A 22,985-nucleotide genomic window follows, 5' to 3' on the forward strand; every position below is an offset into this window, starting at 1 on the left:
ACGGCAGCGTATCTGGCACGATTCGCTGCATGCAGGTCGTTGCCCATCGGGGCGCCAGCCACGAGATCGCCGAGCACACACTGGGCGCCTACCTCGCCGCGATCGAGACCGGCGCCGACGGCCTGGAGTGCGACGTACGACTGACCGCCGACGGCCACCTGGTCTGCGTGCACGACCGCGACCTGCGGCGTACGGCGAGCAACCGCGGCGTGGTCTCGACGATGGACCTCGACGAGCTGAACGCCTTCGACTTCTCGTCGTGGAAGAACCCGTGGTCAGACCTCGACGACGAGTCGCCCGACATGGATCCCGAGCTCGGCAAGGTGCTCACCCTGCGCAAGCTGCTCGAGACCGTGGCCGACGCCGGCCGGCGCATCGAGGTGGCCATCGAGACCAAGCACCCGACGCGGTACGGCGGCCTGGTCGAGCGTCGTCTCGTGGAGCTGCTCCGCGAGTTCGGCTGGACCGCGGCCGACTCGCCGATCCGCGTCATGAGCTTCTCGTTCACCGCCCTGCAACGCGTCGAGCGGATGGCCCCGGACCTGCCGGTCGTGATGCTCGTGGAGAAGGCGCACCACTGGCCGATGCTGCGGCGACTCGTCGGCAAGGACTGGATCATCGGGCCGGGGATCCGTGAGCTGACCGACCACCCCGGGCTCGGTCGTCGGCTGCAGGACTCGGGGCGTCGGGTCCATGTCTGGACGGTCAACACCGACGAGCAGCTGGCGTTGTGTCGCAGGCTCGGTGTGGAGGCGATCATCACCGACCGGCCGGCGTACATGCTGGAGCGCGTGCGCGGGTAGCCTGCCCGCCATGGGAAAGAGCTCACGCAAGAAGACCCGCGACACCGCAGCACCGGCCGAGGGCGGCGTCGGTCCGCGCCAGCCGTGCCCGTGCGGATCCGGTCGCCGGTACAAGGCCTGCCACGGTGCCGCCGACGGTCCGCCGCAGGCGTTCGTGGCCCGGCCGTTCGAGGGGCTGGCCTCCGAGAGCGACCTGATCGCCCTGCGTGAGCTGGTGCCGGCGGCGAGCGCCCCGTTGCGGCTCAAGGGCAGCGACCGTGCCGTCCGCCTGTGCACGCTGCTGCCCGGTGCTGCGCCGGCCATGGTGCGCGAGGACGGCGCGGTCTGGCTCGGCCTCCAGGTGCAGCACAACTTCGGTGACCCGGCCCGCGACCTCGGCGCCGTGCTGGAGAAGGCCCTGACCGCCGAGGCCGGCGTGGTCGGCCTGACCGATGCCCCCGGCGAGGGCCCGCGCCTGCAGGACCTGATCGAGGACGCGCCCCTCGACATCACCGTGCACGACGGCTTCGCGTTCTGGATCGACGACGTCGAGGAGCAGACGCCGGCGATGCTGGCCGCGCTCGAGCAGGCCAACGGTGCGGTCAACCCGACCGCGCGACTGGCCGGCGTGGATGCGGCGTACTGGACCAACGTGGGTCCCAAGGAGCACTTGCGCTGGGTGATGCCCGAGCCCGAGGACGAGCTCCTCTCCGCGCTGGCGAAGCTCCACGTGCAGGGCAAGGACGCGCTCGTCGAGGGTGGTCGCCTCGTCGGCATGTTCCGTGCCCACGGCCTCCTGGTGCCGGTCTGGGACCTCCCGGTGGGCACGGGTGCGGAGGTGCTCGAGGCGCCGACCGCAGCATTTGCGACCGATCTCGCCGAGGTTCTTGCGGCAGGTGCGGAACTCACCTCCGAGGAGCGCTCGGCCCGGTCCGGCCTGGCCAACCGGCAGGTGACGATCCGCTGAGGGGTCCCCGGACATTTCGTACATCGACTTTTGGACGTGTAGTTGTGTTCGGGCCACTCATGACGTAGGTTTTTCCTCGCCCGGTCGTTGTTGTATCCCCCGTCAACAGCGGCCGGGCTTTCACATTTCCTCAGGTCCGACCCCCGTGGGTCGGGCCTTTTGTGGTTTCCGGACGGGTTTGGAAGAGCCGACAACGGTGCACAAGTGTCGCCGTACGATCACAACCCTTCACCCTGCGGTGCTGACGACCCGGGCCGACCGATGAGGACTCCGATGAGCTCGGGAACCACACCCCCGCCGCCTCCGCCGCCGTACTGGCAGCAGCCCGGCCCTCCGATGCCGCCTCCCCGGCGCAGGTCGCGGGCCTGGGTCTGGGTTCTCGCACTCGTCGTCCTCGTCGTCGGTGGAGGTGCCGTCGGCGGCTTCCTCCTTCTGAACGACGACGGAGACGAGAAGGACGGGGGCGCAGGGGGCGGTGCGGGCAACGCCGCGGCCGGGCCGTATGCCAACGCCTGCGCGGTGCTGCAACCGGAGACCGTGGAGGAACTCATCGGCACGCTCCCCGCAGGGCCTCACGAGGTCAGCGAGGAGTACGCCGAGTCGCTGCCTCCCGGTGACCAACTGTCGCGCACCCGTTCGTCGTGCAGCGTGGGCTCGGTCGAGGAGAGGCGAGAGAACCTCTCCCGTGTAGTCCTGGACATCAACATCTCGGCCGACAAGGAGCTCCTCGGAGACCCCACCGAGCTGCTCGACGGCGGCGAGCCCCTCCCCGGCGTCGACGGCGGCTACATCCAGTCGGACGAACGAGTCACCAGAGTGGCCTGGATCCACGGCGCGGCCGCTCTGACCCTCACGCTCAGTCACGACCGGGCGTTTGCGACAGACGGAGTCCCTGAGGTCGTCGGCGTGCTGAACGAGCGGGTCGACGAACGCCCGACCGACGCGGCCGAGATCCCGACGGCGAAGAAGTTCGGCAGCGACGTCGTGGTCGACGCGTGCTCGGTCTTCACCCACGACGAGTTCGAGGAGGGCGCGGGATATCGAGCTGCCCAGGACCTCGTCTCACGCACCTACACGACGCCGTCGGGGAGCACGTACCCGACCGACTTCGTGAACACGACCTGCCGCCGGACCACCGCCATGAAGCCCTTCGGTGAGGAACAGGGCGCAGACGGGCTTCCCTACATGGACGGCTCGCTGTCGCCCTTGGCGAGCATCGAGACGCACCCGACGCCGGGCGCGGCGCTCGCGGCGGCACAGCGCCGGGTCGACGTCTCGGACTACCGCGAGAAGGTTCGCGACCTGGGTGACTGGGCCTGGCTGGTCGGGAGCAGCAGCCTCTCCCTGATCGTGCTCAAGGGCAACGTCAAGGTCGAACTCACTGCGGGGCTCAGCAACGGCAACGCCGACTGGACGCCGGCCGACATGCGCAAGCGACTGGTGCCGATGGCGGAGAAGATCCTCGCCCGGATGTAGTCGTCTCAGCCGACCTTGAGCGGCTCGCGCGTGATCGGACACGACATGCAGCGCGGGCCGCCGCGACCGGAGCCGACCTCGGAGCCCTCGATCGCGATGACCTCGATGCCCGACTCCTCGAGCCGCGCGTTGGTCTCGTCGTTGCGGACGTAGGCCACGGCCACCCGTGGCGCGATGGCCAGGGTGTTGTTGCCGTCGTCCCACTGCTCACGCTCGGCGGTGACCGGGTCGAGGCCGGTGTCGATCTGGTGGAGCGTGTCGATCTCCATGGCCTTGGCGGCCGCGACGAGGAACGGCGCCGCCTCGGAGACGTGCAGCTGCAGGTCGGCGAAGTTGTCGGTCTCCGCGTGGTTCGCGGTCACGGTGAAGGCCTGCAGGGAGTCGGCGACGTTGGGGTACATCACGATCTTGTCGACGTCGACCATGGTGCACACGGTGTCGAGGTGCATGGTGGCGCGTTCCTGCGCGATGGGTACGGCGAGCACCGTGTGTGCGAGACCGGCGTGGAACACCTGGCGGGAGAGTCGCTCGACGCCGGCGGGCGTCGTACGCTCCCCGACGCCGACGGCGATCACGCCGGGAGCCAGCAGAAGGACGTCGCCGCCCTCGACGTGCTCGTGGTGCCAGCCGTGGATCTTGCGGGTGCCTCCGGGGGCGTCACGGAAGCGCGGGTGCTCGTTGTAGATCAGCTCGGTCAGCTGGGTCTCGCGGGCCCGGGCCGGCATCGCGAGAGAGGTGATCGCGACGCGGTCCTTGATCCACACGCTCGAGTCGCGGGTGAAGAGCAGGTTGGGCAGCGGGTCGATCAGGAACTCGTCGCTCGGCAGCAGCGAGGTGACCAGGCCGTGGCCCCCTCGCACCTCGTCGTTGCGGATGCCTGCGGTGAGCAGCTCGGTCAGCTCCGCGGGGGAGCTCTCGCGCAGGGCCGTGGCCAGGTAGGTGCGCAACGTGTCGCCGAGGTGCAGCCCCGAGAGTGCCGTGGTGATGGCGTGGTTGCGGGCGTCCTCGCTGGCGAGCGTCTCGGTCAGCAGCTCGGTCAGGTAGAGCACCTCGACGCCGCGGTTGCGCAGTGCCTCCGCGAAAGCGTCGTGCTCCTCCTGGGCGCGGCTGATCCACGGGATCCCGTCGAAGAGCAGCCGGTCGTTGTTGCGCGGGGTGAGCCGCTTCAACTCCGGTCCGGGCCGGTGGAGCATGACTGTCTTGAGGGTTCCGACCTCGCTGTCGGCGCCGTGCGTGAACATGCCACGCACTCTAGTCCCGGCAGGGTCAGCTGAGCAGTTCGTAGATCGTCAAACCGGCCAGCAGCAGGCAGACCGTCCCGCCGAGCAGGTGCAGCGCCTTGAGCGAGATGTACTTCATCAGCACCCGGCCGAGGATCACCGCGAGTCCGCTGACCGCGAGCAACGCACCCCAGGCGCCGACGAAGACGCTCACCGGGTCGTCGTACTTCGCGACCAGCGAGAGGGTCAGCAGCTGCGACAGGTCGCCCCACTCGGCGGCGAAGAGCACCAGGAAGCTGGCCCCGACCGCGGCCAGGCCCTGCTTCGGGGCGGTGCCCGCCTTCTCGGCGAACTCCTGCTCGGTCTCGGCCTCCTCGGCGTCGGCCTTCGCTGCCTCGCGGTAGAGCAGGGCGGCCCCGATCAGGAACATCACCGTCGCGCCGATGTGCACGGCGTCGGCCGGCAGCAGGCCGGCCGCCTTGCCGAGGAGCACGGCGATCAGGGTCTGCACGAAGAACGCCAGGCCGACACCGATCCACACCAGCAGGGGCCGGAACTTGGTGCTCAGCACCAGGGTGGCGATGAACGTCTTGTCGGGCAGTTCGACGACGAAGATGGCGCCGAAGGCGAGTGCGGCCACGACCAGATCCATGCGGTGAACCTATCCTGTGGCCATGCCCGGAGTTCCCCCAGCCCGCTACGCCTACCTCGGCCCCGAGGGCACCTTCACCGAGCAGGCGGCGCGCTCGTTGCCGGCCGCCGATCGCGCCGAGCTGATCCCGTGCACGACGGTCACGGTGGCGCTCGACGCCGTACGGGACGGCGAGGCGGCGGGTGCCGTCGTACCCATCGAGAACTCCGTCGAGGGCTCGGTGCCGGTCACCCTCGACGAGCTGGCCACCGGTGAGCCGCTGATGATCACCCGCGAGATCACGGTGCCGATCGAGTTCTCGTTGCTGGCCCGGCGGGGCACCTCGGCAGAGGCCATCCGTCGCGTCGCCACGCATCCGCACGCTGCGGCGCAGACCCGGCGCTGGGTGGCAACCCACCTGCCACACGCAGAGGTGGTGCACACGTCGTCGACCGCCGCGGCCGCTGCCGGGCTGGTCGACGGCGGAGTCGAGTGGGACGCGGCGATCACCGCGCCACTGGCGGCGAGCCACTACCCGTTGGCGGTGCTGGCCAACCGGATCGGCGACACCGCCGACGCCGAGACCCGCTTCGTGCTGGTGACCAGGCCCGGGGCTCCGGCGCCGCCGACCGGTGCGGACAAGTCGTCGCTGGTCGCCTTCATCCGCGACGACCACCCCGGCGTGCTGCTGGAGATGCTCGAGGAGTTCTCCCTGCGCGGGGTCAACCTGTCGCGGATCGAGTCCCGACCGACCGGCCAGGGCCTGGGCCGCTACTGCTTCTCGATCGACTGTGAGGGACACATCGGTGAGGCCCGGGTCGGTGAGGCGCTGATGGGCCTGCACCGCATGTGCGACGACGTGCGCTTCCTCGGGTCCTACGCCCGCGTGGACGGCGTACGACCGGAGATCGCGGCGGGCACCGGCGACGCGGACTTCCGGGAAGCCGAGCGCTGGCTCGCGCGCCTGCGCGATGGTCACTGACTCTCCTCACTAGGCTGCGAGGCATGCAGATTGTCCTTGCCTGTCTTGCGATTGTTCTTGCCGCAGTCGCCCTCGTCGTGTCCCTGACGACCCGCCGCCGCGTGATCGGCAACGGGGAAGGTGAGGCCGCCCTGCCGGAGGACGTGCACGGTCTGCGTCGGGAGGTCGCGGCGCTTCGTCGGGAGGCTACCGACGCGCTCAAGCACCTCGCCGTCGTGCGCTACGACGCGTTCGGCGACATGGGCGGTCACCTCAGCTGGTCGATGGCGCTGCTCGACGACGGCGGTCACGGCGTCGTGGTCACCTCGATCCACGGGCGCAGCGAGGCCCGCACCTACGCGAAGAGCATCGCGTCGTGGAAGTGCGAGCAGCAGCTCTCCCCGGAGGAAGAGGAAGCGATCGGGCACGCCCGCCCGTAGCCCGAAACCCGCCGCCGCCGTCCCCCCGCCCCCCGGAGTAACGCGGGGTTACGGTCGCTCCACACGCGTTCTGACGCGGGCAAACCGTCTACGACACCGCACAAGTGCCGTCGTGCGGCGTGAGAGGTGAGCGGGATCAGCCGACCGGGCGCAGGTGGAAGACCCGGATCGTGCGATCGGTGCGCTGCTCGTACTTCGCATAGTTGGGCCAGGTGCGGTTCATCACTGCCCACAGCTCCTCACGCTCGGCGCCGACGGCCTCGTGGGGCACGACGGCGTACGACCGCCCCTCGAAGTTGACCGACGCGTCGGAGGCGGCAGCGATGTTGCCCACCCAGGCCGGCGGCCTCGGTGCGCCCCAGTTGGACCCGGCGATCAGCCAGCCCCCGTCGTGGGGCACGCACAGCAACGGTGTACGACGCGGCACGCCGCTCCTGGCGCCCGCCACCGTCAGCATCAGTCCGGTGAGACCACCCAGCTTGACCAGTCCGATCCGACCCCGGGTGACTCGCTGGAGGAACCGGTCGACCGCGACGATCTGCTTGTTGATACGGGGCAGCCACGGCTGGCTGCCCAGGAGGATCGTGAGTGGCCGGACCAGCCGCGCGTAGACGTCGTACATGGCGGGCAGCCTAGTGCCGCGGCACTTGTGCGGTGGTGTTGACGGTTCGCCCGCGTCAGAACGCGTGTGGAGCGACCGTAACCCCGCGTTACACCGGGGGGACGGGGGAGGGGTCGGGGAGCGGAGGCGGGTCAGCGGGGGACGCGGACCAGCAGGCGGCCGTGGATGCACTCCATGACCAGCTCGCGGCCGGACCCGATCGAGTCGCCGTCGAGCTGACGCGGGGTGTCGGCGGCGGCGCGGACCACGACCTTGCGGCCGGTGAAGCGCTCGATCGTCTCGTCGGTCTTCGACCGCTTGGTCAGCACCCGGATCGCCAGCGGGATCCACGACAGGAACTTCTTGGGGTGCAGCAGCACCACGTCGAGCACACCGTCGTCGATCAAGGCGTCGGGCAGCAGCGGCATGCCGGCCTGCAGGAAGCCGACGTTGCCGACCAGCACGGTGCGGGCCCGGTGCACGGTGGCCGGCCCGTCGTCGACCGACATCTCCACCTTCACCGCGGGGAACATCAGCGACTTCAACGCCGACAGCACGTAGGCCAGCCAGCCCACCCGCTTCTTGATGTCCTCGTTGACGCCCTCCATGATCGCGGCGTCGAAGCCCATGCCGGCCATCACCATGAAGTGCGAGTCCTCGATGCCGTCGCCGGAGACCTCGACCATGTCGATCGCGCGGTCCTGCCCGTTGAGGGCGACGTCGATCGCGGAGCGGATGTAGAGCGGGATGTCGAGGTTGCGGGCCAGCAGGTTGCCGGTGCCGGCCGGGATGATGCCGACCGGGATGCCGGTGCCGGCCAGCTCGGCGCACACCTCGCGCACCGTGCCGTCGCCGCCGCACACGATCACCAGGTCGGCGCCGGAGACGGAGGCCGCGTGGGCCATGCCGGTGCCCGGGTCCTCGACGGTGGTGTAGTGCCACGAGGGCTCGGACCAGCCGGCCTCGCGTGCCATGGACGACACGATCGCGCGGAACTGCCCGACGTCCTCGACCTTGATCGGGTTCAGGACGACGTGCAGGTCACGGCTCGACGCGGGCACCGAGGCGACCAGGGGCGCCGTGGTCAGTGCCGTGCTCTTCGGGAGCGGGGAGTAGAAGGCCAGCCCGAGCAGCACGAAGCCGGCACCCAGCAGCAGTCCGGCGGCCAGGTCGCTCGGGAAGTGGCGTCCGAGCAGCAGCCGGTCGGCGCAGATCAGCAGGAAGGCCAGCACCAGGGCCCACACGGTCAGGTGCCGTAGTCCGCGCCGGCGTACGAGCATCACCGAGATGACGATCAGCGCCCCACCGATCGCCGCGGCGTACGACGCGTGCCCGGACGGGAACGAGCCGTTGGTCAGCTGCTCCTCAGGGACCCACCACTTCGGCCGGTCGCGGTCGACGACCCACTTGAGCGTGTGCACCGAGGCCATCGTCAACGCGACCACCCCCACGACGTACAGCCCGGCCCGGTGGTGGCCCTTCACCCACAGGAGCACGCCGACCAGCAGCGTGGCGACGGCGCTGGCGATGGTGCCGGTGGCCAGCTCCAGGACGTGCAGTACGTCGGGCAGGGCGCCGCGGTCACGGGTCCACTCGGCGGCCGAGCGGGTGACGTCGTGGTCGAGCTCGTGCAGGGGCCCCCAGGCGTTGGTGACCAGCACCGTGATGAGCACGAACAAGCCGAAGCAGAGCGCGGACCAACTCAGGATGATGGCGCGTGGGCGGTCGATCACAGGCAGGCCGTTTCGTGGGGTTACTGGGCGGTCAGCCCCAAAGTATGCCGTCACCCCGGGGCCAACCGGGTATTCGGCGCGACCGGCGGACCACCCTCCCGATAGCCTTGCCCGCATGATCGATCCCCGCATCCTCCGAGACGAACCCGACCGCGTGCGTGCTGCCCAGGCCAAGCGCGGACTCTCTGACGACGTCGTGGATCGTGCGCTCTCCGCCGACGAGGCCCGACGCAGCTCGATCGCCGCGTTCGAGGCGAAGCGCGCAGAGCAGAAGCAGCTGGGCAAGCTCATCCCGAAGGCGCAGGGTGACGAGAAGGCCGAGCTGCTGGCGAAGACCAAGATCCTGGCTGCCGACGTCAAGGCGGCCGAGGCGGCGCAGACCGCGGCCGAGGCCGAGTGGCAGGAGGCGTTGCTCAGCATCCCGAACCTGGCCGCCGACGAGGCGCCGGCCGGTGGCGAGGACGACTTCGTCGTGCTCGAGACCGTCGGCACCCCGCGTGACTTCGCCGCCGAGGGCTTCGAGCCCCGCGACCACGTCGAGCTCGGCAAGCTGCTCGGCGCGATCGACCTCGAGCGCGGCGCCAAGGTCTCGGGGAGCCGGTTCTACTTCCTCACCGGCATCGGCGCCGAGCTGGAGTTCGCGCTGATCAACCTGGCCATGGAGCAGGCCCGCGAGATGGGCTTCACCCAGGTGATCGCACCGGCGCTGGTCAAGCCGCGGGCCATGGAGGGCACCGGCTTCCTGGGACAGGCCGCCGATGACGTCTACCGCATCGAGGGCGAGGACATGTACCTCGTCGGCACCTCGGAGGTCGCCATGGCGGCGTACCACTCCGACGAGATTCTCGACGGCGAGACTTTGCCGCGTCGCTATGCCGCGTTCAGCCCCTGCTTCCGCAAGGAGGCAGGCTCGCACGGCAAGGACACGAAGGGCATCATCCGGGTGCACTGGTTCGACAAGGTGGAGATGTTCGTCTACACGACGCCCGAGGAGGCCGAGGCCGAGCACCTGCGCCTGCTCGATTGGGAGAAGCAGTTCCTCGACAAGCTCGAGCTCGCCTACCAGGTGATCGACACCGCCGCCGGCGACCTCGGCCTCAGCGCGAAGCGCAAGTTCGACTGCGAGGCGTGGATCCCCACCCAGGGCAAGTACCGCGAGCTCACCTCGACCTCCAACTGCACCGAGTTCCAGGCCCGCCGCCTCAACATCCGCGGCCGCTTCGACGATGGGACCGGGCCGGTGGCGACGCTCAACGGCACGCTCACCGCGATCCCACGGGCGATCGTGGCGATCCTCGAGACGCACCAGCAGGCCGACGGCTCGGTGCGGGTGCCCAAGGCGCTGCAGCCGTTCCTGCAGGGGCGCGAAGTGCTGGAGCCGGTGGTCTAGTGCTCAGCCCCGACCGCGGCTGGGCGCCGAAGCTGATCGCCCTCGACATCGACGGCACGCTGCTGCGCTGGGTCGAGGGTTCCGGCACCGTGCACGGTGAGGTGACCCCCACCGTGGTGGAGGCCGTACGACGGGCAGCCGCAGCGGGTGCGCACATCGTGCTCGCCAGCGGCCGCTCGCTCCACGGCATGACACCGATCGCCGACCAGCTCGGGCTGCCCCTCGACGGCGGCGGCCGCACCTGGATCGTGGCCTCCAACGGTGCGGTCGTGCTGCGCTACCCGCCCGTCGAGGTCGTGCACGAGGAGACCTTCGACGCCTCGGGCGCCGTGGCCGCCGTGCTCGAGCACCACCCGACCGCCCTGGTCGGCGTCGAGGAGCGCGGCAGGGGCTACCGGGTCAACCGGCTGTTCCCCGACGGGGAGCTCTCGGGCGAGATGACGATCACCGACGTGGCCGACCTCGTCGGTGAGCCGGTCAGCCGCGTGATCATCCGCGACCCCGATGCCACGGTCGACGACTTCCAGGAGCTCGCCAAGAAGCTCGGCCTGCACGGCACCGACTACGTGATCGGCTGGACCGCCTGGATGGACCTCGCCCCCCAGGGCATCTCCAAGGCGTCCGGCCTGGCCCACGTGGCCGCCGAGCTGGGCATCGACGCCGGCGACACCCTCGCCATCGGTGACGGCCGCAACGATCTCGAGATGTTCGCCTGGGCGGGGCGCTCCGTCGCCATGGGCCAGGCCGTGCCCGAGGTGCAGGCCGCAGCCGACCACGTGACGCTGCCGGTCGACCGGGACGGCGCCGCGGCCGAGCTCGACCTCTACTTCGGATGACGCCGCGACTGGTCGCCACTGATCTCGACGGAACGCTGCTCGACCCCGACGGCAAGGTCAGCGACCGCACCCGTGAGGTGCTGCTGGCCGTCGAGGCCCTCGGTGTGCCGGTCGTCTTCGTCACCGGCCGCCCGATCCGCTGGATGGACGAGCTCTGGACCGACGTCGGCGGCCACGGACTGGCGATCTGCTCCAACGGCGGCATCGTCTACGACGTCGCGACACACACGGTGCGCAACGCGTTGACCGTGCCGCGCGACACCGCGCTGGCCGTGGCGAACACCCTGCGCAAGGCGGTGCCGGGCACGTTCTTCGCGCTCGAGAAGACCGGCGGCTTCGCCCGCGAGGAGGGCTTCATGGGTCGGCACCGGGAGCCGCTCGGCATCCCGACCGGCCCGCTCGAGTCGATCTTCGACGACACCGTGGTCAAGCTGCTGGCGATCCACCACGAGATCGGCCCCGAGACCTACTGGCGCCGGGCCGAGGAGCTGGTCGGCACCCAGCTCGAGGTGACCTGGTCGTCGTCGTTCTCCTTGCTGGAGATGTCGGCGCGCGGCGTCACCAAGGCGACCACGCTGGCCCGCCTGTGCGACGAGCTCTCCATCGACGCCGCCGACGTCGTGGCGTTCGGCGACATGCCCAACGACGTACCCATGCTCGAGTGGGCCGGCACGTCGTACGCGATGGAGAACGCACACCCCGCCGTACGCCGGGTGGCCGACCACGTCGCACCCGGCAACTCCGACGACGGTGTCGCCACGACACTCGCCCGCCTCTTCGCGCTCTGAGGAACCCCTTCGTGTTGCCCACCCGTCTAACCTGAGACGCTGAGACCTGACAACGATCCTGGAGGTGACCATGCGGCGCTTGATGGTGCTCGTGCTGCTCGCACTCGGCTGGGTGGCGCTCAGCCCGGCGACGGCGTACGCCTGCGACACGCCCGCGCCCCAGCGACCGCAGCAGCTCAAGCAGGCCACCGCGGTCTTCACCGGCACGGTCTCGCAGGTCACCGCGAGCCCGGCCGACGCCGGCGTGACCACGCTGTACGTCGTCAAGGTCGACCGGGTCTACAAGGGTGCCCGGGTGACCAGTGAGGTGACCGTCAGCTCGCCGACCAAGCGCGACAAGTGCGGGCTCGTCGGCGTCAGGAAGGGCAGCCGCTACCTCTTCGTCGCCAGGTCCGTGACCGGGGCCGACTTCCAGGCCCGCAGCTGGCAGGGCACGCAGGCCATCTCGCCCGAGGTGCGCGCCGACGTCGAGGGCGTGCTCGGCAAGGGCACGCTCCCCGCCGACCAGCAGACCACCCCGGAGGAGACCGAGGTGACGACCCAGCGTGTCGACGACTCCGCGCCCCCCGGCGCCACCAAGGCGGTAGCTCCCGGGCTGCTGCTCGCCCTGATCGGCGGGGTGGTCCTCGTGCTGGCCCGCTTCCTCGGTCGCTCCCGACGCGCGTGACCATGCCTGGGCGGGTGTCCCGACTCCCTGGGCTGCACAGCGCCCTGCTCGGCCGGCTCCTGGCCGTGCTGGCGCTGGCGGCCGCCTCGCTCGTGTTCCTCGGCGGGCCCGCGCAGGCCTGTTCGTGCGCGATGGTCCCGACGTCTCGGCTCGTGGAAGGAGCCGACCAGGTCTTCACTGGCTCGGTCACCTCGGTCGACGCCCCGGCCGGCACCCAGCACCGCGTGTTCACGGTCGCGGTCGACCGGGCCTACAAGGGTGAGGTCTCGCCGGTGATGCGCGTGGCCACGAACGCGCAGCCCTCCGCGTGCGGGCTCGACGTGCCCGAGGGCACTCCCTACCTGTTCCTGACCACGTCGCAGGGCGTGTACGCCGGCCGCGGCGACGACGCCTCCGGCGACGACGTCGTGTTCACCGGATCGTGCAGCGGCTCTGAGCCCGCCGCCAAGCCCACGCTGGCGCGGATCGAGAAGGCGATCGGTCCGGGACAGGTGGCGGCGTCACCGTCTCCCGATCACGCCGTGCGTGCCGACGCCGACGATCCGGACGAGGGCCTGCCGGCCTGGCCGTTCATCGGCGGGGTCGTGCTGATCGCTCTGGTCGCCGGCACGATCACTGCCCGGCGTACCTCCTAGAGGTACATGCCGGACGCCGGGCCCTCGCCCTGCTGCTCCGGCGCGCCCTCACCGGGCGCGCCCTGCTCCTGGCCGGCGGCGGCCTGGTTGAGCATGCCGGGCGGGAGCGCGCGGCGCATCTGCTCCAGCTGGGCGCGCGAGGCGACCTGCTGGGCGTAGATCGCGGTCTGGATGCCGTGGAAGAGACCTTCGAGCCACCCGACCAGTTGGGCCTGCGCGATGCGCAGCTCGCTCTCACTGGGCGTGCCCTCGGCGAACGGCAGTGAGAGCCGCTCCAGCTCATCGATCAGCTCGGGTGCCAGACCGGCCTCGAGCTCCTTGATCGACGACTGGTGGATCTCCTTGAGGCGGTTGCGGCTGGCCTCGTCGAGGGGCGCCGACTTCACCTCCTCGAGGAGCTGGCGGATCATGCTGCCGATGCGCATCACCTTGGCCGGCTGCTCCACCAGCTCGGTGATGTGCTTCTCGTCGTCCTCGCCACCCTCGCCGTCCTCACGCTGCGCGGCGTTCACCGCGGACGGAGTCAGCGCGTCTGCGGGGATCGAGCCGATCGGCTGGCCGTCCGGGCCGATGACGACGACGTGGTCCTCGGGCTGGTTCTCGCTCATGGGCTCACCCTATCCGGCACCCAATGCGTCACGGAGTGACTCCACCCGCCGTCACGGAGTGACCAGGATCTTCCCGACGTGGCCGCTGTCCTCCATGAGCTGGTGCGCTTCGGCGATGCGGTCGAGGGGCAGGGTGGTGTGCACGACGGGCCGCACCTGGCCGTCCTCGATCAACGGCCAGATGTGCTCGACCACCGATCCGCAGATGGCGGACTTCTCCTCGGTCGGCCGGGCGCGCAACGACGTGGCGATCACGGCGCCCCGCTTGCTGAGCAGGCGGGCGATGTCGAGCTCGCCCTTCGCGCCGCCCTGCATGCCGATGATCACCAGGCGTCCCTCGGTGGCCAGTGCCTTGACGTTGTCGGTGAGGTACTTCGCACCCATGTTGTCGAGGATGACGTCGGCGCCGCCGGCCTCCTTCATCACGTCGAGGAAGCTCTCCTCGCGGTAGTTGATGGTGACGTCGGCGCCCAGCTCGGCGCAGATCGTCAGCTTCTCCGCCGACCCGGCCGTGGTGAACACCTTCGACGACATCGCCGAGGCCAGCTGGATCGCGAACGTGCCGATGCCACCGGCACCGCCGTGCACCAGGAACTTCTCGCCCGGCTGCAGGCCGGCCACCATGAACACGTTGGACCACACCGTGCAGGCGACCTCGGGAATGGCCGCGGCCTCCACGAGCGTGACGCCCTCGGGCACCGGCATGACCTGGCCGGCCGGCACCGCGACCAGCTCGGCGTACCCGCCGCCGGCCAGCAGGGCGCACACCTTGTCGCCGACCTGCCACTCGGTGACCGCCTCACCGACAGCAGCGATCGTGCCGCTGCACTCGAGGCCCAGCACGTCGGAGGCGCCGGGCGGCGGAGGGTAGAAACCCTGTCGCTGCAGGGTGTCCGCACGGTTGACGGCGGTCGCGGCCACCCGTACGACGACTTCCCCGGGAGCCGGCTCGGGGTCGGGCAGGTCGACGACGGTCAGGGCTTCGGGGCCACCGGGCTCGGCGACGATCACGGCACGCATGTGTCCCAGCGTAGGACCCCGACCCAGTCGGTGAGCCGGTCAGTCCTCGAGCTCCTCCTCGTCGGCGGGCGTGCCGTCGCCCTCGAACTCCGCGATGCTGTCGCCGCTGTGGTCGACCGAGCTGTCGTCGGGGATCGGGTCGTTGATGTCCACGGGGTCGGGGGCATCCGCCGGACGCTCCCACGTGTCGGCCAGCCCGCTGGCCAGGCCGGCCAGCTCCTCCACGCGCGCCGGGTCGGCCGCATGCGTGGCTGCGGCGTACCCGAGCAGGTACGTCGTGATGGGTGCTGCCGGTCGCTGCACGTTGTGCGCCGCCACCCGAGCGAGGTCGAGCACCAGGGCTTCGTCGATCTCGTGCTCGACATCGAGCACGTCGCACAGCTCATCGATCCAGTCGTGCAGGTTCACCCCTCCAGATTCGTGCCCCGAGCGGTTCATGGCAAGACCCCGAACGGTTGAATCCGCACCGGCAAGGTCGCGCAGGTCCGCCCAGCTGTCGATGTCGCGGGCCTCGGCGCCGAGGGCCGGTACGTCGACGAGGTCGAGGCCGTCGAGCAGTCGGTGCAGCGGCATGCCGTGTTCCTCGCCGTACGCCGGACGCACGGCTCGGAGTCGATCGGCCCGCAGCACCATCGCCAGCTGTCGTCGACCACTGAGATCGCAGAGCACGGCGCCGTCGCGTTCGGCCACCGCCGCGCGCAGCCGGGCCAGGGTCGCCATCGACACGTTCGGCATGTCGACGGCGAGCACGACCACCAGGCGCGGCGACCGGGCGAAGGCGTCGAGTCCGGTCAGCAGCCCGGCCACCGGCCCGCCGTGGTGCGGGTCCTCACGGGTGAACGTCACCGGACGGTCGGTGGCCACCCAGTCACCCAGTACGACGACCTCGCCCGCGTCGATCACGGCGTCGAGCGTGTGGGTGAGCAGCGTGCGGCCGTGCAGTTCGATCGACGCCTTGTCGACGCCGCCCATCCGGGCCGCGGTTCCGCCGGCCAGGATGATCGCGCCGAGGTCGAGGGGAGGCAGTGGCATGGGCCCATCCTTCCAGTCGGCCCGGTCGGCCGTGTCGGCGTCTGGCACGCTGGACGGCATGGACGCTCTCACCGTGGCCCTGGTGCAACAGGCCTCCTCCCTCGACCCCGCGGAGAACCGCGCGTTCGTGGCGGCGTTGGACGTCGACGCCGCGTTCGTCGTACTGCCCGAGGCCTTCGCCCGAGACTTCGGCAAGCCCGGCGAGGACATCTCGGCGTACGCCGAACCCGTCGACGGCCCGTTCGGCACGACGGTGGAGCGGGCGGCATCGCAGGAGCGCACGCTCGTGGCCGGCATGTTCGAGACCGCGCCCGACCCGACGCGTCCCTTCAACACGTTGCTGGTGCGGGGTGCCGCGACGGCCTCCTACCGCAAGGTGCACCTCTACGACTCGTTCGGCTACAAGGAGTCCGACCGGCTCACGGCGGGGGAGTGGACGCCGACCGTGGTCGACGTGCAGGGCTTCCGGATCGGCCTGATGACCTGTTACGACCTGCGCTTCCCCGAGCTGGCCCGGGCCCTGGTCGACGAGGGCGCCGACGTGCTGGTCGTGCCGGCCGCATGGGTGCCCGGTCGCACGGAGCCCGAGCACGCCCGCAAGGTCGACCACTGGCGCACGCTGGCCCGGGCCCGGGCGATCGAGAACACCACCTACGTGCTGGCCGCCGGTCAGGCCGCGCCGCGCTACACGGGCCACTCCATGGTGGTCGACCCGTACGGCGAGGTGCTGGCCGAGGCCGGGGGCGAACCGACCGTGCTCACCGCGCGTCTCGAGCGGCGGGTCATCGACGAGGCGCGGGCCACCAACCCCTCGCTGGCGAACCGTCGGCACCCACCGGGATAACCTGTGCGCCGTGTCCAGCCCTGAACGCGCCACCGGTCGACGGGTCGCCGAGCGTCCCCCTTCCCGGATGTCGCGCATGGGACAGCGGTTCCAGAAGCCCGCGTCCGCGCCCTCGGGGCGGCTCCGGTCCACCACGATCGCGCTCGCGGTGGCTGCGGTGCTGGCCTCGGTCGCGGCCGCACTGTGCTCGGTGCTCGGCTTCGGCCCCGACTGGCTGGACCAGGCCGCGGCCGTGACGATCTCGACGGTCTACGCGGTGGCGTTGGCGGCCCGCACCGGGGGTCGACCGTTCATCTTCGGCGCACTCGCGTTGGCGATGGGCCTGACCACCGTGATCTCCGACATGGAGCGGATGCGCACCGGTGCCGCCGTACTCACCGCCGTGATCTCGAGTGTGCTCGCGGTGATGGCCACCGTGCCCGCCCGCAAGTTCCGCCTCGCCGCCCGTGAGGTCTGCGTGACCGTGGTGGTCGGCTGCGTCGGCTCCCTCGGTGTCGTGGGCTTCCGACCGACGGTGTCCCTCGAGCGCTACGACTACGTCTCCCTGGCCCTCGCCTTCATGCTCGTCGTCGTGCTGGTCTACCGCCTCGGCGCCGGGCTGCACGGCCTCGGCCGCCGCGGGCTGATCGTCGTGGCGGTTGGCACCGTCGCCCTCACAGTGGCCCTGGCGTACGCCGAGCTGATCCGGCGCTACGGCTCCGAGGAGTTCGTCGACGACATCCTCGACGGCGTCCGCTGGATGCGCGCCAACCTCGGTGCCGTGCCCCGACCGATCCAGGTGCTGGTGGGCGTCCCGGCACTGGTCTACGGCACCCACCTGCGGGCCCGTCGGCGCCAGGGCTGGTGGATCTGCGCGTTCGGTGTGGGCTCGACCTGCTCGGTCTCCGGCATCCTGATCAACCCGATGACCGGCTGGCTCGAGGCCGCCCTGATCATCGTCTACTCCACGATCCTGGGCCTCGGCCTCGGGTACGTCGTGATCCGCGTCGACCTCGCGCTGACCGGACCGCGAGGCAGTCGCGCCCGACGCGCGGAGGAGCAGACCGCCTCGCGTCCGGAGTCGAGCCGCTTCCGCCCCCTCCGCTGACCACTCCGCGTGTAACGCGGCGTCCATGACACTTCGCCCCCGCCAGCAGGTGTCGAAGAGTCCACAGGGGCGCTGTAGTCGCGCCGTACTGCGGCCAGTAGGTTCGCGGGCATGACACGCGAGCAGGCAACCGACGTCGTGGCGGAGATGGTGGCGAACGTGATGTCCGTCGAGGTCGCAATCGGTGACGCGGTGGCCACCGGCGACACACTGCTGATGCTGGAGTCGATGAAGATGGAGATCCCGGTGCTCGCCGAGAAGGACGGCACGGTGACCAACGTGCGCGTCACCTCGGGTGACGTGGTGCAGGAGGGCGACATCCTGGTCACCCTGCTCGACGCGCCCTGACCCGGCCGAACTCACCGTCCGAGCTGACCGGCCGAACTCACCGTCCGAGCTGACCGGCCGAACTGACCGGCCGAGCTGGACCCTGCCGAGCTGAAGACGGCCGAACTGACGCCCGGCACGATCGACTCGGTCAGGACAACTGGCAGAGGGGGCGGGATTCGAACCCGCGGTAGGTCTCCCTACGACCGCTTTCAAGGCGGTTCCGATAGGCCACTCCGGCACCCCTCCGTGCCCTCTCCGGGGAGAGTGCACGGGGAAGTCTAACCGGGCGGCTGCCGGCTACTCCGAGCCCCCGAGCTCGAGCTCGACCTCGTCGTAGGCCAGGTCGTGGAGGCGCTGCCGGTGGTGGCTGATGTCGGCGACGACCCGGCGCAGCTCCTCACGCACTGCGGAGACGTCGGCCGCCTCGAGAACGGCCGGTCCGAGCGCGGACAGTCTGGTCATCAGCACCGTGCGCTCACGCAGCACGCTGCCCTCACGCGCGACCAGCCACCCGTCGGCGGCCTGGGCCGACTCCAGCGAGAGTCCGTCGCGTACGGCGGCCAGGCGTTGCCGGACCGTCCAACGCCAGTTCCCGAGAGCGGTGCCGTTGGTCACCGGAGCATCGAGCATCTGGGCAAGCGCCGCGAGCGCGTGCTGCACCTGGTCTCTCATGCGGACCTCCCGGGAGTCATTGCATCGAGTGTGACCTGCATCACGCGCCCAGACAAGACCGGATTCGGCCACCCCCGGCGCGTCGGGGAGAATCGTGCCCGTGTCGTCCGACTATCGCCTCGCTCCGCTCCTCGCCGCCCGAATGTTGGGCCTTGCCCTGCTCGTCCTCGGGGGCCTGGTCTTCGTCGCCACGGCGGTCGTGGTGCTGTTCTCCGCCCCGATCGCCTTGCTCACCGCGGCCGTGGTCGTCTGCGTCGTCGGCATCTTCGGCTTCGGCTGGGTGTTGAACCGCAGGGCCTGGATCGTCCGCCTGACCGGTGACGGCTACCGGGTCCGCTTCGTGCGCGGTGCCGGCGTCCGGCAGGCCCGATGGCTCGACGTCGAGCAGGTCGTCACCGACACCATCGCCGGGTCGCCGTGCGTCGTGCTGCGCCTGCGCAGCGGCGGTGCCACGACGATCCCCGTCGAGGTGCTGGCCGTCGACCGGGAGCAGTTCGTCCGCGAGCTGCAGGACCACCTCGACGGTCGCCCCGGCGCGCGCCGCTGACACCGGGGCCACCCGATTCTGTGCCTGCGCGCCTCTTTGGGTACCCTAGGCGCGCATCTTGGAGGCGTCGCCTAGTCCGGTCTATGGCGCCCGCCTGCTAAGCGGGTTTGGGGCTACAACCCCATCGAGGGTTCAAATCCCTCCGCCTCCGCGTTGTGATGTCCCGCGGCACCGTCGAAGGTGCCGCGGGACATCTGTGTCCGCGCACCATGACCGTCTCGATCGATGCAGGTCATCCCCCATTTTCGGGAGTCGCGGGCATGGTCACAGTGGGTAACATTTGCAAGTAGTTGCAATGCCGATTTGTGCAGTTCCATTTGGTGGAGTTCTGCAATGGGGTGGCGCACACTGGTTGTGCGGGGTACATGTGAATAGAAGTGGGGACAATCGACATGAAGACTTTCGTCCGTCGAGTCGCGGCCACGGTGCTGACGACAGGACTGCTTCTCGGGGTAGGCAGTTTTGGGGCGCAGGCGCAGGCCTTGGACGACACCGGCTGGGGCCACATCGCCTCGACCAACACAGACAGCAGTGAGTAGCCGCACGACGAGGACAACAACAGAGACCTGAGACGAGGACCAACCAACCCCCCACATGTTCGGTCCCTGAGCCATCCCCCCGGCTCGTCTCAGAGCGAGGGCAACAACCACGGTTGTTGCCCTCGCCGCTATTTCAGGACCTCTTGCGTCGGGAGTCGCGGGCTTCCTGCTGGCCCATGCGGTACCCGAGCTGGTAGCGGGTCTGCGCGTCGTAGGCCTCCTTCAGCTCCGCCACGTAGCCGGCGTACGTGCGGGGGCTGACCCCGAGCCGCTTGGCGCAGGTGGCGTCGGAGTGGCCCTCCTTGAGCATGCGGATGGCCATCGCCCGCTGCTCGTCGGCAATGCCCTTCACCACGCCCGCCTCGCTGCTGCTGAAGGGGCGGCCGCGGTTCCAGAAGCGTTCGAAGATGTCGACGAGGTAGGCGACCATGTCGACGTCGCGAATCGCCAGGGCGACGTCGAGGTCGTCACCGGCCGGGATGATCGCGACCTCGCGGTCGACCACGATCAGCCGGTTGAAGAACTCGTCGAGGGTGCGCACCTCGCCGCCGGCACCGGTGACCCGGTCGACGTACGCCCGCGCACCGCGGCTGCGACGGGCCGCGTGCTGGTAGATCGTGCGCATGGAGACGCCGCGCTGCAACGCGGCGACGTCGCGGTTGCCCGCGGCCTTCTGGGCAGCGAGTGAGTGGCCGGTCTGCGGCTGGGCGGTGAGCAGCTCGGTCTGGGCGCTGGGTACGACGTCCGCGAGGAACCGGTCGATCTGGTCACCGCGCAACCGTGTGATCGGTCCGTCGACCGTCGAGGGTGAACGCCGGTAGGCCTGGCTGAGGCTGCTGAAGGCCTGGGCCCAGCGGCTGGACTCGGCGATCATCTGCGCACCCTGCTGGCCCAGTGGCGCCACGATCGCGGCCTGGGCCGAGTGGGGGTCGACCACGACGTAGCGGGTGCCCTCGAGGCTCAGCAGTCCGAGCTCGATCAGGAGGTCGGTGGCTGCCCGGTCGCGCGACAGCACGGGGTCGTCGACGGGGACTCCGCCCGCTGCGGCGACGTCCTCGAACAACCTGCTCGCCGCGGACTCGAAGAGCTCACGACGCTGCTGGCCAGTCTGTTGTTCCAAGACACGCCCTCCACTCGATGCCTGGGACCGATTATGCCGGAGTTCGGGCAGACGACGCAGGACGGCCCCGGACTCGCGATGAGTCCGGGGCCGTCCTTGACGTGCTGGTGAGGTCAGGCCTCTTCGTTCTCCAGGTCGGCGGCCACGCGGCGGTGGGCCTCCCAGATCGCCTCAGGCATGTTGTCGAACTGCTTGAGGTGCTCCTCGCGGTTGGCCATCTCTTCCTGCCAACGCGCCTTGTCGATCGACAGGATCGTCTTGAGGTCCTCGGGCTTGGTGTTCATGCCCTCGAGCTGGAGCTCCTCCTCGAGCGGGATGATGCCGACTGCGGTCTGGCGACCCTTCACCTCGCCGTTCTTGAGCTGCAGGAGCCACAGGAGCGGACGCAGGTTGTCGCGGTAGCCGTTCCACAGGAAGTGGCCGTCCTGCGGGTCACGCTGGAACCAGTTGACGTGCGCGAAGATCGGCTGCTCCTTGGCGGCACCGACGATGTCGAGGTAGTGCTGCGCGTAGTCGCCCTCGCCGTACGCCATGAACGGGCGGTTCGACATCGGGTCGTAGCGGAGCACGCCCTCCTTGCCCTCGGCCGCGGCGGTCGCCTCGGCACCCAGGGTGAGGCCGTCGTAGACGCCCTCGGCGAGGTCGGTGATCGCGCGGATCAGCGGCTCGCGGTCACGGGTGCGGCCACCGAAGATGATCGCGTCGATCGGGACGCCGGCCGCGGCGTTGTAGTCCTTCGCGATGTTCGGGACGTTGTCGAGCGTCGTGGTGAAGCGGCTGTTGGGGTGCGCCCACGGGGACGAGTCGCTGTCCTTGCGGTCGGCGATCGGCGAGCCGGTCCAGTCGAGCCAGCCGTGCACGTCCTCGGGGTGGCTGGGCGTGCGGCCCTCCCACCAGACCTCCTGCGTGTTCGGGTTGTAGGCGACGTTCGTGAAGATCGTGCCGGTGCCCGGGTCGACCGAGTGCAGCGCCGTGGGGTTGGTGTTCTCGTTGGTGTCCTTGGCGACACCGAAGACACCGAACTCCGGGTTCATCCCGTAGAGCTTGCCGTCCTCCTCGTTCACCCAGAGCCACGCGATGTCGTCACCGTAGAACGACACGTGGTAGCGCTCACCGAGGGAGTCGGGGGCCAGCATCATGGCGAGGTTGGTCTTGCCCGAGGCACTCGGGAAGCCACCACAGATGTGGTAGTCCTTGCCGGTCTCCTTGTCGTGGATCCCGATGAGCATGTACTGCTCGGCGAGGAACTTCTTGCTCGCCCAGCCGTCGTACGCGCCCTGGCGCAGGCCGTGGGCGATCTTGCCCAGGAGCGCGTTGCCGCCGTACGACGACCCGAAGTGCAGGATCGTGCGCTCGTCACCGACGGTGACGAAGTAGCGCTGGTCGGCGTCCGTGCCCTGGCCGAGGTTCTCCAGGTCGCCGGTCACGTGGACGGCGCGGACGAAGTCGTTGCCGGCGTCGTTGACGTGCTCGACACCGACGCGGGCCATGCGGATCATGTGCAGCACGACGGTGCGGGCGTCGGTCAGCTCGACACCGCTGGCCCACTGGGCGAGGTCGTTGCCGGGAGGCGCCATCAGGTAGGGGATGACGTACATCGTCTTGCCGGCCGAGGCGCCGCGCATGCGGTCCTCGAGCAGCGGCTTCATCTCCGAGGCGGGCTTCCAGTTGTTGTAGACGCCGCGGTCCTTCTCGTCGTTCGTCGCGACGATGGTGCGCTCCTCGGAGCGCGCGGTGTCCTTGTGGTAGCTGCGCGAGTAGTAGCGCCCCTCGCCGGCCGGGAAGAGTTCGCCGGCGTCCAGCGCTTCCTGGATCAGGCGGGCGTCGTCTGCGGCGCTGACGACCTCGACGCGCTCTGCGCCGGTGAGCTCCGCGTAGTAACGGACATACTCACGAACGTCGGGGTTGGTGACCCCTGCCGCATCCAGTGTTGCCTCAACGTCTGCCATCGTGTGCCTTGACCCTCTCGGTGGAAGTGTCGGTTTCGGTGGAACTGCGTAAGTCCCACCCCGTGCATGCAGGGTTACACTAGTTGAAGAAGTTTGCAACTAATGTAGTG

The 22,985-nt window shown here is 69.9% G+C and carries 24 protein-coding genes and 2 tRNA genes; 15 read left to right on the plus strand and 11 right to left on the minus strand.

Annotated elements, in window-relative coordinates; genetic code table 11:
- Positions 1-29: 29 nt before the first annotated feature.
- The 3 genes from ASD30_RS18040 to ASD30_RS18050 all read left to right on the plus strand — a co-directional run bounded on the left by ASD30_RS18040 (position 30) and on the right by ASD30_RS18050 (position 3,225).
- Positions 30-803, plus strand: a complete 774-nt coding sequence (locus tag ASD30_RS18040; protein ID WP_056684492.1) for a glycerophosphodiester phosphodiesterase family protein — start codon at positions 30-32, stop codon at positions 801-803.
- 10 nt (positions 804-813) lie between these two features.
- Positions 814-1,749, plus strand: a complete 936-nt coding sequence (locus tag ASD30_RS18045; protein WP_056684495.1) for a DUF5926 family protein — start codon at positions 814-816, stop codon at positions 1,747-1,749.
- Positions 1,750-2,022: 273 nt separating this feature from the next.
- Entirely contained in the window at positions 2,023-3,225 is a 1,203-nt protein-coding gene (locus ASD30_RS18050) for a hypothetical protein (RefSeq protein WP_056684498.1), read from the plus strand.
- Positions 3,226-3,230: 5 nt separating this feature from the next.
- Here the strand turns inward: ASD30_RS18050 and ASD30_RS18055 are convergent, their stop codons facing one another.
- Both ASD30_RS18055 and ASD30_RS18060 read right to left on the minus strand, forming a co-directional pair.
- Complete coding sequence (locus ASD30_RS18055; protein ID WP_056684501.1) at positions 3,231-4,466, minus strand: arginine deiminase; 1,236 nt, start codon at positions 4,464-4,466, stop codon at positions 3,231-3,233.
- 25 nt (positions 4,467-4,491) lie between these two features.
- Positions 4,492-5,097 carry a TMEM165/GDT1 family protein gene (locus ASD30_RS18060; RefSeq protein ID WP_056684505.1) on the minus strand — a complete coding sequence of 202 codons (606 nt, stop codon included), beginning with the start codon at positions 5,095-5,097 and terminating at the stop codon, positions 4,492-4,494.
- Between the two features lie 22 nt (positions 5,098-5,119).
- On the opposite strand from ASD30_RS18060, the gene pheA reads away from it, so the two are divergent.
- Together pheA and ASD30_RS18070 are read left to right on the plus strand one after the other, a co-directional pair.
- Complete coding sequence (gene pheA, locus ASD30_RS18065) at positions 5,120-6,058, plus strand: prephenate dehydratase (RefSeq protein ID WP_056684507.1); 939 nt, start codon at positions 5,120-5,122, stop codon at positions 6,056-6,058.
- 23 nt (positions 6,059-6,081) lie between these two features.
- Positions 6,082-6,477 (plus strand): DUF4446 family protein, encoded by a 396-nt coding sequence (locus ASD30_RS18070; protein WP_056684512.1) that lies wholly within the window; start codon positions 6,082-6,084, stop codon positions 6,475-6,477.
- Between the two features lie 136 nt (positions 6,478-6,613).
- Here the strand turns inward: ASD30_RS18070 and ASD30_RS18075 are convergent, their stop codons facing one another.
- Positions 6,614-7,099, minus strand: a complete 486-nt coding sequence (locus ASD30_RS18075; RefSeq protein ID WP_056684515.1) for a nitroreductase family deazaflavin-dependent oxidoreductase — start codon at positions 7,097-7,099, stop codon at positions 6,614-6,616.
- A 131-nt stretch (positions 7,100-7,230) separates the two neighbouring features.
- Positions 7,231-8,811, minus strand: a complete 1,581-nt coding sequence (locus tag ASD30_RS18080) for a diacylglycerol kinase family protein (RefSeq protein ID WP_056684519.1) — start codon at positions 8,809-8,811, stop codon at positions 7,231-7,233.
- A 115-nt stretch (positions 8,812-8,926) separates the two neighbouring features.
- On the opposite strand from ASD30_RS18080, the gene serS reads away from it, so the two are divergent.
- The 5 genes from serS to ASD30_RS18105 all read left to right on the plus strand — a co-directional run bounded on the left by serS (position 8,927) and on the right by ASD30_RS18105 (position 13,127).
- Complete coding sequence (serS, locus tag ASD30_RS18085; protein WP_056684522.1) at positions 8,927-10,201, plus strand: serine--tRNA ligase; 1,275 nt, start codon at positions 8,927-8,929, stop codon at positions 10,199-10,201.
- Complete coding sequence (locus tag ASD30_RS18090; RefSeq protein WP_056684525.1) at positions 10,201-11,037, plus strand: HAD family hydrolase; 837 nt, start codon at positions 10,201-10,203, stop codon at positions 11,035-11,037. The genes serS and ASD30_RS18090 overlap by 1 nt, the downstream gene beginning before the upstream one ends.
- Positions 11,034-11,825, plus strand: a complete 792-nt coding sequence (locus tag ASD30_RS18095) for a Cof-type HAD-IIB family hydrolase (protein ID WP_056684529.1) — start codon at positions 11,034-11,036, stop codon at positions 11,823-11,825. The genes ASD30_RS18090 and ASD30_RS18095 overlap by 4 nt, the downstream gene beginning before the upstream one ends.
- Before the next feature lie 70 nt (positions 11,826-11,895).
- Positions 11,896-12,492 carry a hypothetical protein gene (locus ASD30_RS18100; RefSeq protein ID WP_056684532.1) on the plus strand — a complete coding sequence of 199 codons (597 nt, stop codon included), beginning with the start codon at positions 11,896-11,898 and terminating at the stop codon, positions 12,490-12,492.
- A 14-nt stretch (positions 12,493-12,506) separates the two neighbouring features.
- Positions 12,507-13,127, plus strand: coding sequence for a hypothetical protein (locus tag ASD30_RS18105; protein ID WP_056684534.1), 621 nt, complete (start codon positions 12,507-12,509; stop codon positions 13,125-13,127).
- Here the strand turns inward: ASD30_RS18105 and ASD30_RS18110 are convergent.
- Genes ASD30_RS18110 through ASD30_RS26140 form a run of 3 tightly spaced genes read right to left on the minus strand, consistent with a single transcriptional unit; the run spans position 13,124 to position 15,787 of the window.
- Complete coding sequence (locus ASD30_RS18110; protein WP_056684536.1) at positions 13,124-13,735, minus strand: bacterial proteasome activator family protein; 612 nt, start codon at positions 13,733-13,735, stop codon at positions 13,124-13,126. The genes ASD30_RS18105 and ASD30_RS18110 overlap by 4 nt on opposite strands.
- A gap of 51 nt (positions 13,736-13,786) precedes the next feature.
- On the minus strand, positions 13,787-14,755 hold the full coding sequence (locus tag ASD30_RS18115; protein WP_056684539.1) for an NAD(P)H-quinone oxidoreductase: 969 nt from the start codon (positions 14,753-14,755) through the stop codon (positions 13,787-13,789).
- Between the two features lie 39 nt (positions 14,756-14,794).
- Complete coding sequence (locus ASD30_RS26140) at positions 14,795-15,787, minus strand: NTP transferase domain-containing protein (protein ID WP_082563991.1); 993 nt, start codon at positions 15,785-15,787, stop codon at positions 14,795-14,797.
- Positions 15,788-15,845: 58 nt separating this feature from the next.
- Here ASD30_RS26140 and ASD30_RS18125 point away from each other — a divergent pair, with 58 nt between their 5' ends.
- The 3 genes from ASD30_RS18125 to ASD30_RS18135 all read left to right on the plus strand — a co-directional run bounded on the left by ASD30_RS18125 (position 15,846) and on the right by ASD30_RS18135 (position 18,066).
- A complete protein-coding gene (locus ASD30_RS18125; protein ID WP_056684542.1) occupies positions 15,846-16,631 on the plus strand; it encodes a carbon-nitrogen hydrolase family protein in 786 nt (261 codons plus the stop codon).
- Positions 16,632-16,641: 10 nt separating this feature from the next.
- Complete coding sequence (locus ASD30_RS18130; protein WP_235529984.1) at positions 16,642-17,718, plus strand: hypothetical protein; 1,077 nt, start codon at positions 16,642-16,644, stop codon at positions 17,716-17,718.
- 111 nt (positions 17,719-17,829) lie between these two features.
- Positions 17,830-18,066 carry a biotin/lipoyl-binding carrier protein gene (locus ASD30_RS18135; protein ID WP_056684548.1) on the plus strand — a complete coding sequence of 79 codons (237 nt, stop codon included), beginning with the start codon at positions 17,830-17,832 and terminating at the stop codon, positions 18,064-18,066.
- Positions 18,067-18,206: 140 nt separating this feature from the next.
- Here the strand turns inward: ASD30_RS18135 and ASD30_RS18140 are convergent.
- Together ASD30_RS18140 and ASD30_RS18145 are read right to left on the minus strand one after the other, a co-directional pair.
- Positions 18,207-18,294 (minus strand) — tRNA-Ser (locus ASD30_RS18140).
- Between the two features lie 51 nt (positions 18,295-18,345).
- Positions 18,346-18,720, minus strand: coding sequence for a hypothetical protein (locus ASD30_RS18145; RefSeq protein ID WP_056684551.1), 375 nt, complete (start codon positions 18,718-18,720; stop codon positions 18,346-18,348).
- Positions 18,721-18,820: 100 nt separating this feature from the next.
- On the opposite strand from ASD30_RS18145, the gene ASD30_RS18150 reads away from it, so the two are divergent.
- Together ASD30_RS18150 and ASD30_RS18155 are read left to right on the plus strand one after the other, a co-directional pair.
- Positions 18,821-19,267 carry a hypothetical protein gene (locus ASD30_RS18150; protein WP_235529983.1) on the plus strand — a complete coding sequence of 149 codons (447 nt, stop codon included), beginning with the start codon at positions 18,821-18,823 and terminating at the stop codon, positions 19,265-19,267.
- A gap of 60 nt (positions 19,268-19,327) precedes the next feature.
- Positions 19,328-19,418 (plus strand) — tRNA-Ser (locus ASD30_RS18155).
- Positions 19,419-19,939: 521 nt separating this feature from the next.
- Here the strand turns inward: ASD30_RS18155 and ASD30_RS18160 are convergent.
- Positions 19,940-20,926 (minus strand): hypothetical protein, encoded by a 987-nt coding sequence (locus tag ASD30_RS18160; protein WP_056684554.1) that lies wholly within the window; start codon positions 20,924-20,926, stop codon positions 19,940-19,942.
- A 113-nt stretch (positions 20,927-21,039) separates the two neighbouring features.
- Complete coding sequence (locus tag ASD30_RS18165) at positions 21,040-22,875, minus strand: phosphoenolpyruvate carboxykinase (GTP) (RefSeq protein ID WP_056684557.1); 1,836 nt, start codon at positions 22,873-22,875, stop codon at positions 21,040-21,042.
- Positions 22,876-22,985: the final 110 nt, after the last annotated feature.

Source organism: Nocardioides sp. Root140 (assembly GCF_001426745.1).
Lineage (GTDB): Bacteria > Actinomycetota > Actinomycetes > Propionibacteriales > Nocardioidaceae > Nocardioides.

Bases quoted from the DNA above. Each gene is read 5' to 3' on its own strand.
- pheA (WP_056684507.1), top strand. From the start codon at position 5,120: ATGCCCGGAGTTCCCCCAGCCCGCTACGCCTACCTCGGCCCCGAGGGC.
- ASD30_RS18095 (WP_056684529.1), top strand. From the start codon at position 11,034: ATGACGCCGCGACTGGTCGCCACTGATCTCGACGGAACGCTGCTCGAC.
- ASD30_RS18055 (WP_056684501.1), bottom strand. From the start codon at position 4,466: ATGTTCACGCACGGCGCCGACAGCGAGGTCGGAACCCTCAAGACAGTC.
- serS (WP_056684522.1), top strand. From the start codon at position 8,927: ATGATCGATCCCCGCATCCTCCGAGACGAACCCGACCGCGTGCGTGCT.
- ASD30_RS18060 (WP_056684505.1), bottom strand. From the start codon at position 5,097: ATGGATCTGGTCGTGGCCGCACTCGCCTTCGGCGCCATCTTCGTCGTC.
- ASD30_RS18165 (WP_056684557.1), bottom strand. From the start codon at position 22,875: ATGGCAGACGTTGAGGCAACACTGGATGCGGCAGGGGTCACCAACCCC.
- ASD30_RS18115 (WP_056684539.1), bottom strand. From the start codon at position 14,755: ATGCGTGCCGTGATCGTCGCCGAGCCCGGTGGCCCCGAAGCCCTGACC.
- ASD30_RS18125 (WP_056684542.1), top strand. From the start codon at position 15,846: ATGGACGCTCTCACCGTGGCCCTGGTGCAACAGGCCTCCTCCCTCGAC.
- ASD30_RS18040 (WP_056684492.1), top strand. From the start codon at position 30: ATGCAGGTCGTTGCCCATCGGGGCGCCAGCCACGAGATCGCCGAGCAC.
- ASD30_RS18100 (WP_056684532.1), top strand. From the start codon at position 11,896: ATGCGGCGCTTGATGGTGCTCGTGCTGCTCGCACTCGGCTGGGTGGCG.
- ASD30_RS18145 (WP_056684551.1), bottom strand. From the start codon at position 18,720: ATGAGAGACCAGGTGCAGCACGCGCTCGCGGCGCTTGCCCAGATGCTC.
- ASD30_RS18135 (WP_056684548.1), top strand. From the start codon at position 17,830: ATGACACGCGAGCAGGCAACCGACGTCGTGGCGGAGATGGTGGCGAAC.
- ASD30_RS26140 (WP_082563991.1), bottom strand. From the start codon at position 15,787: ATGCCACTGCCTCCCCTCGACCTCGGCGCGATCATCCTGGCCGGCGGA.
- ASD30_RS18110 (WP_056684536.1), bottom strand. From the start codon at position 13,735: ATGAGCGAGAACCAGCCCGAGGACCACGTCGTCGTCATCGGCCCGGAC.
- ASD30_RS18070 (WP_056684512.1), top strand. From the start codon at position 6,082: ATGCAGATTGTCCTTGCCTGTCTTGCGATTGTTCTTGCCGCAGTCGCC.
- ASD30_RS18075 (WP_056684515.1), bottom strand. From the start codon at position 7,099: ATGTACGACGTCTACGCGCGGCTGGTCCGGCCACTCACGATCCTCCTG.
- ASD30_RS18045 (WP_056684495.1), top strand. From the start codon at position 814: ATGGGAAAGAGCTCACGCAAGAAGACCCGCGACACCGCAGCACCGGCC.
- ASD30_RS18050 (WP_056684498.1), top strand. From the start codon at position 2,023: ATGAGCTCGGGAACCACACCCCCGCCGCCTCCGCCGCCGTACTGGCAG.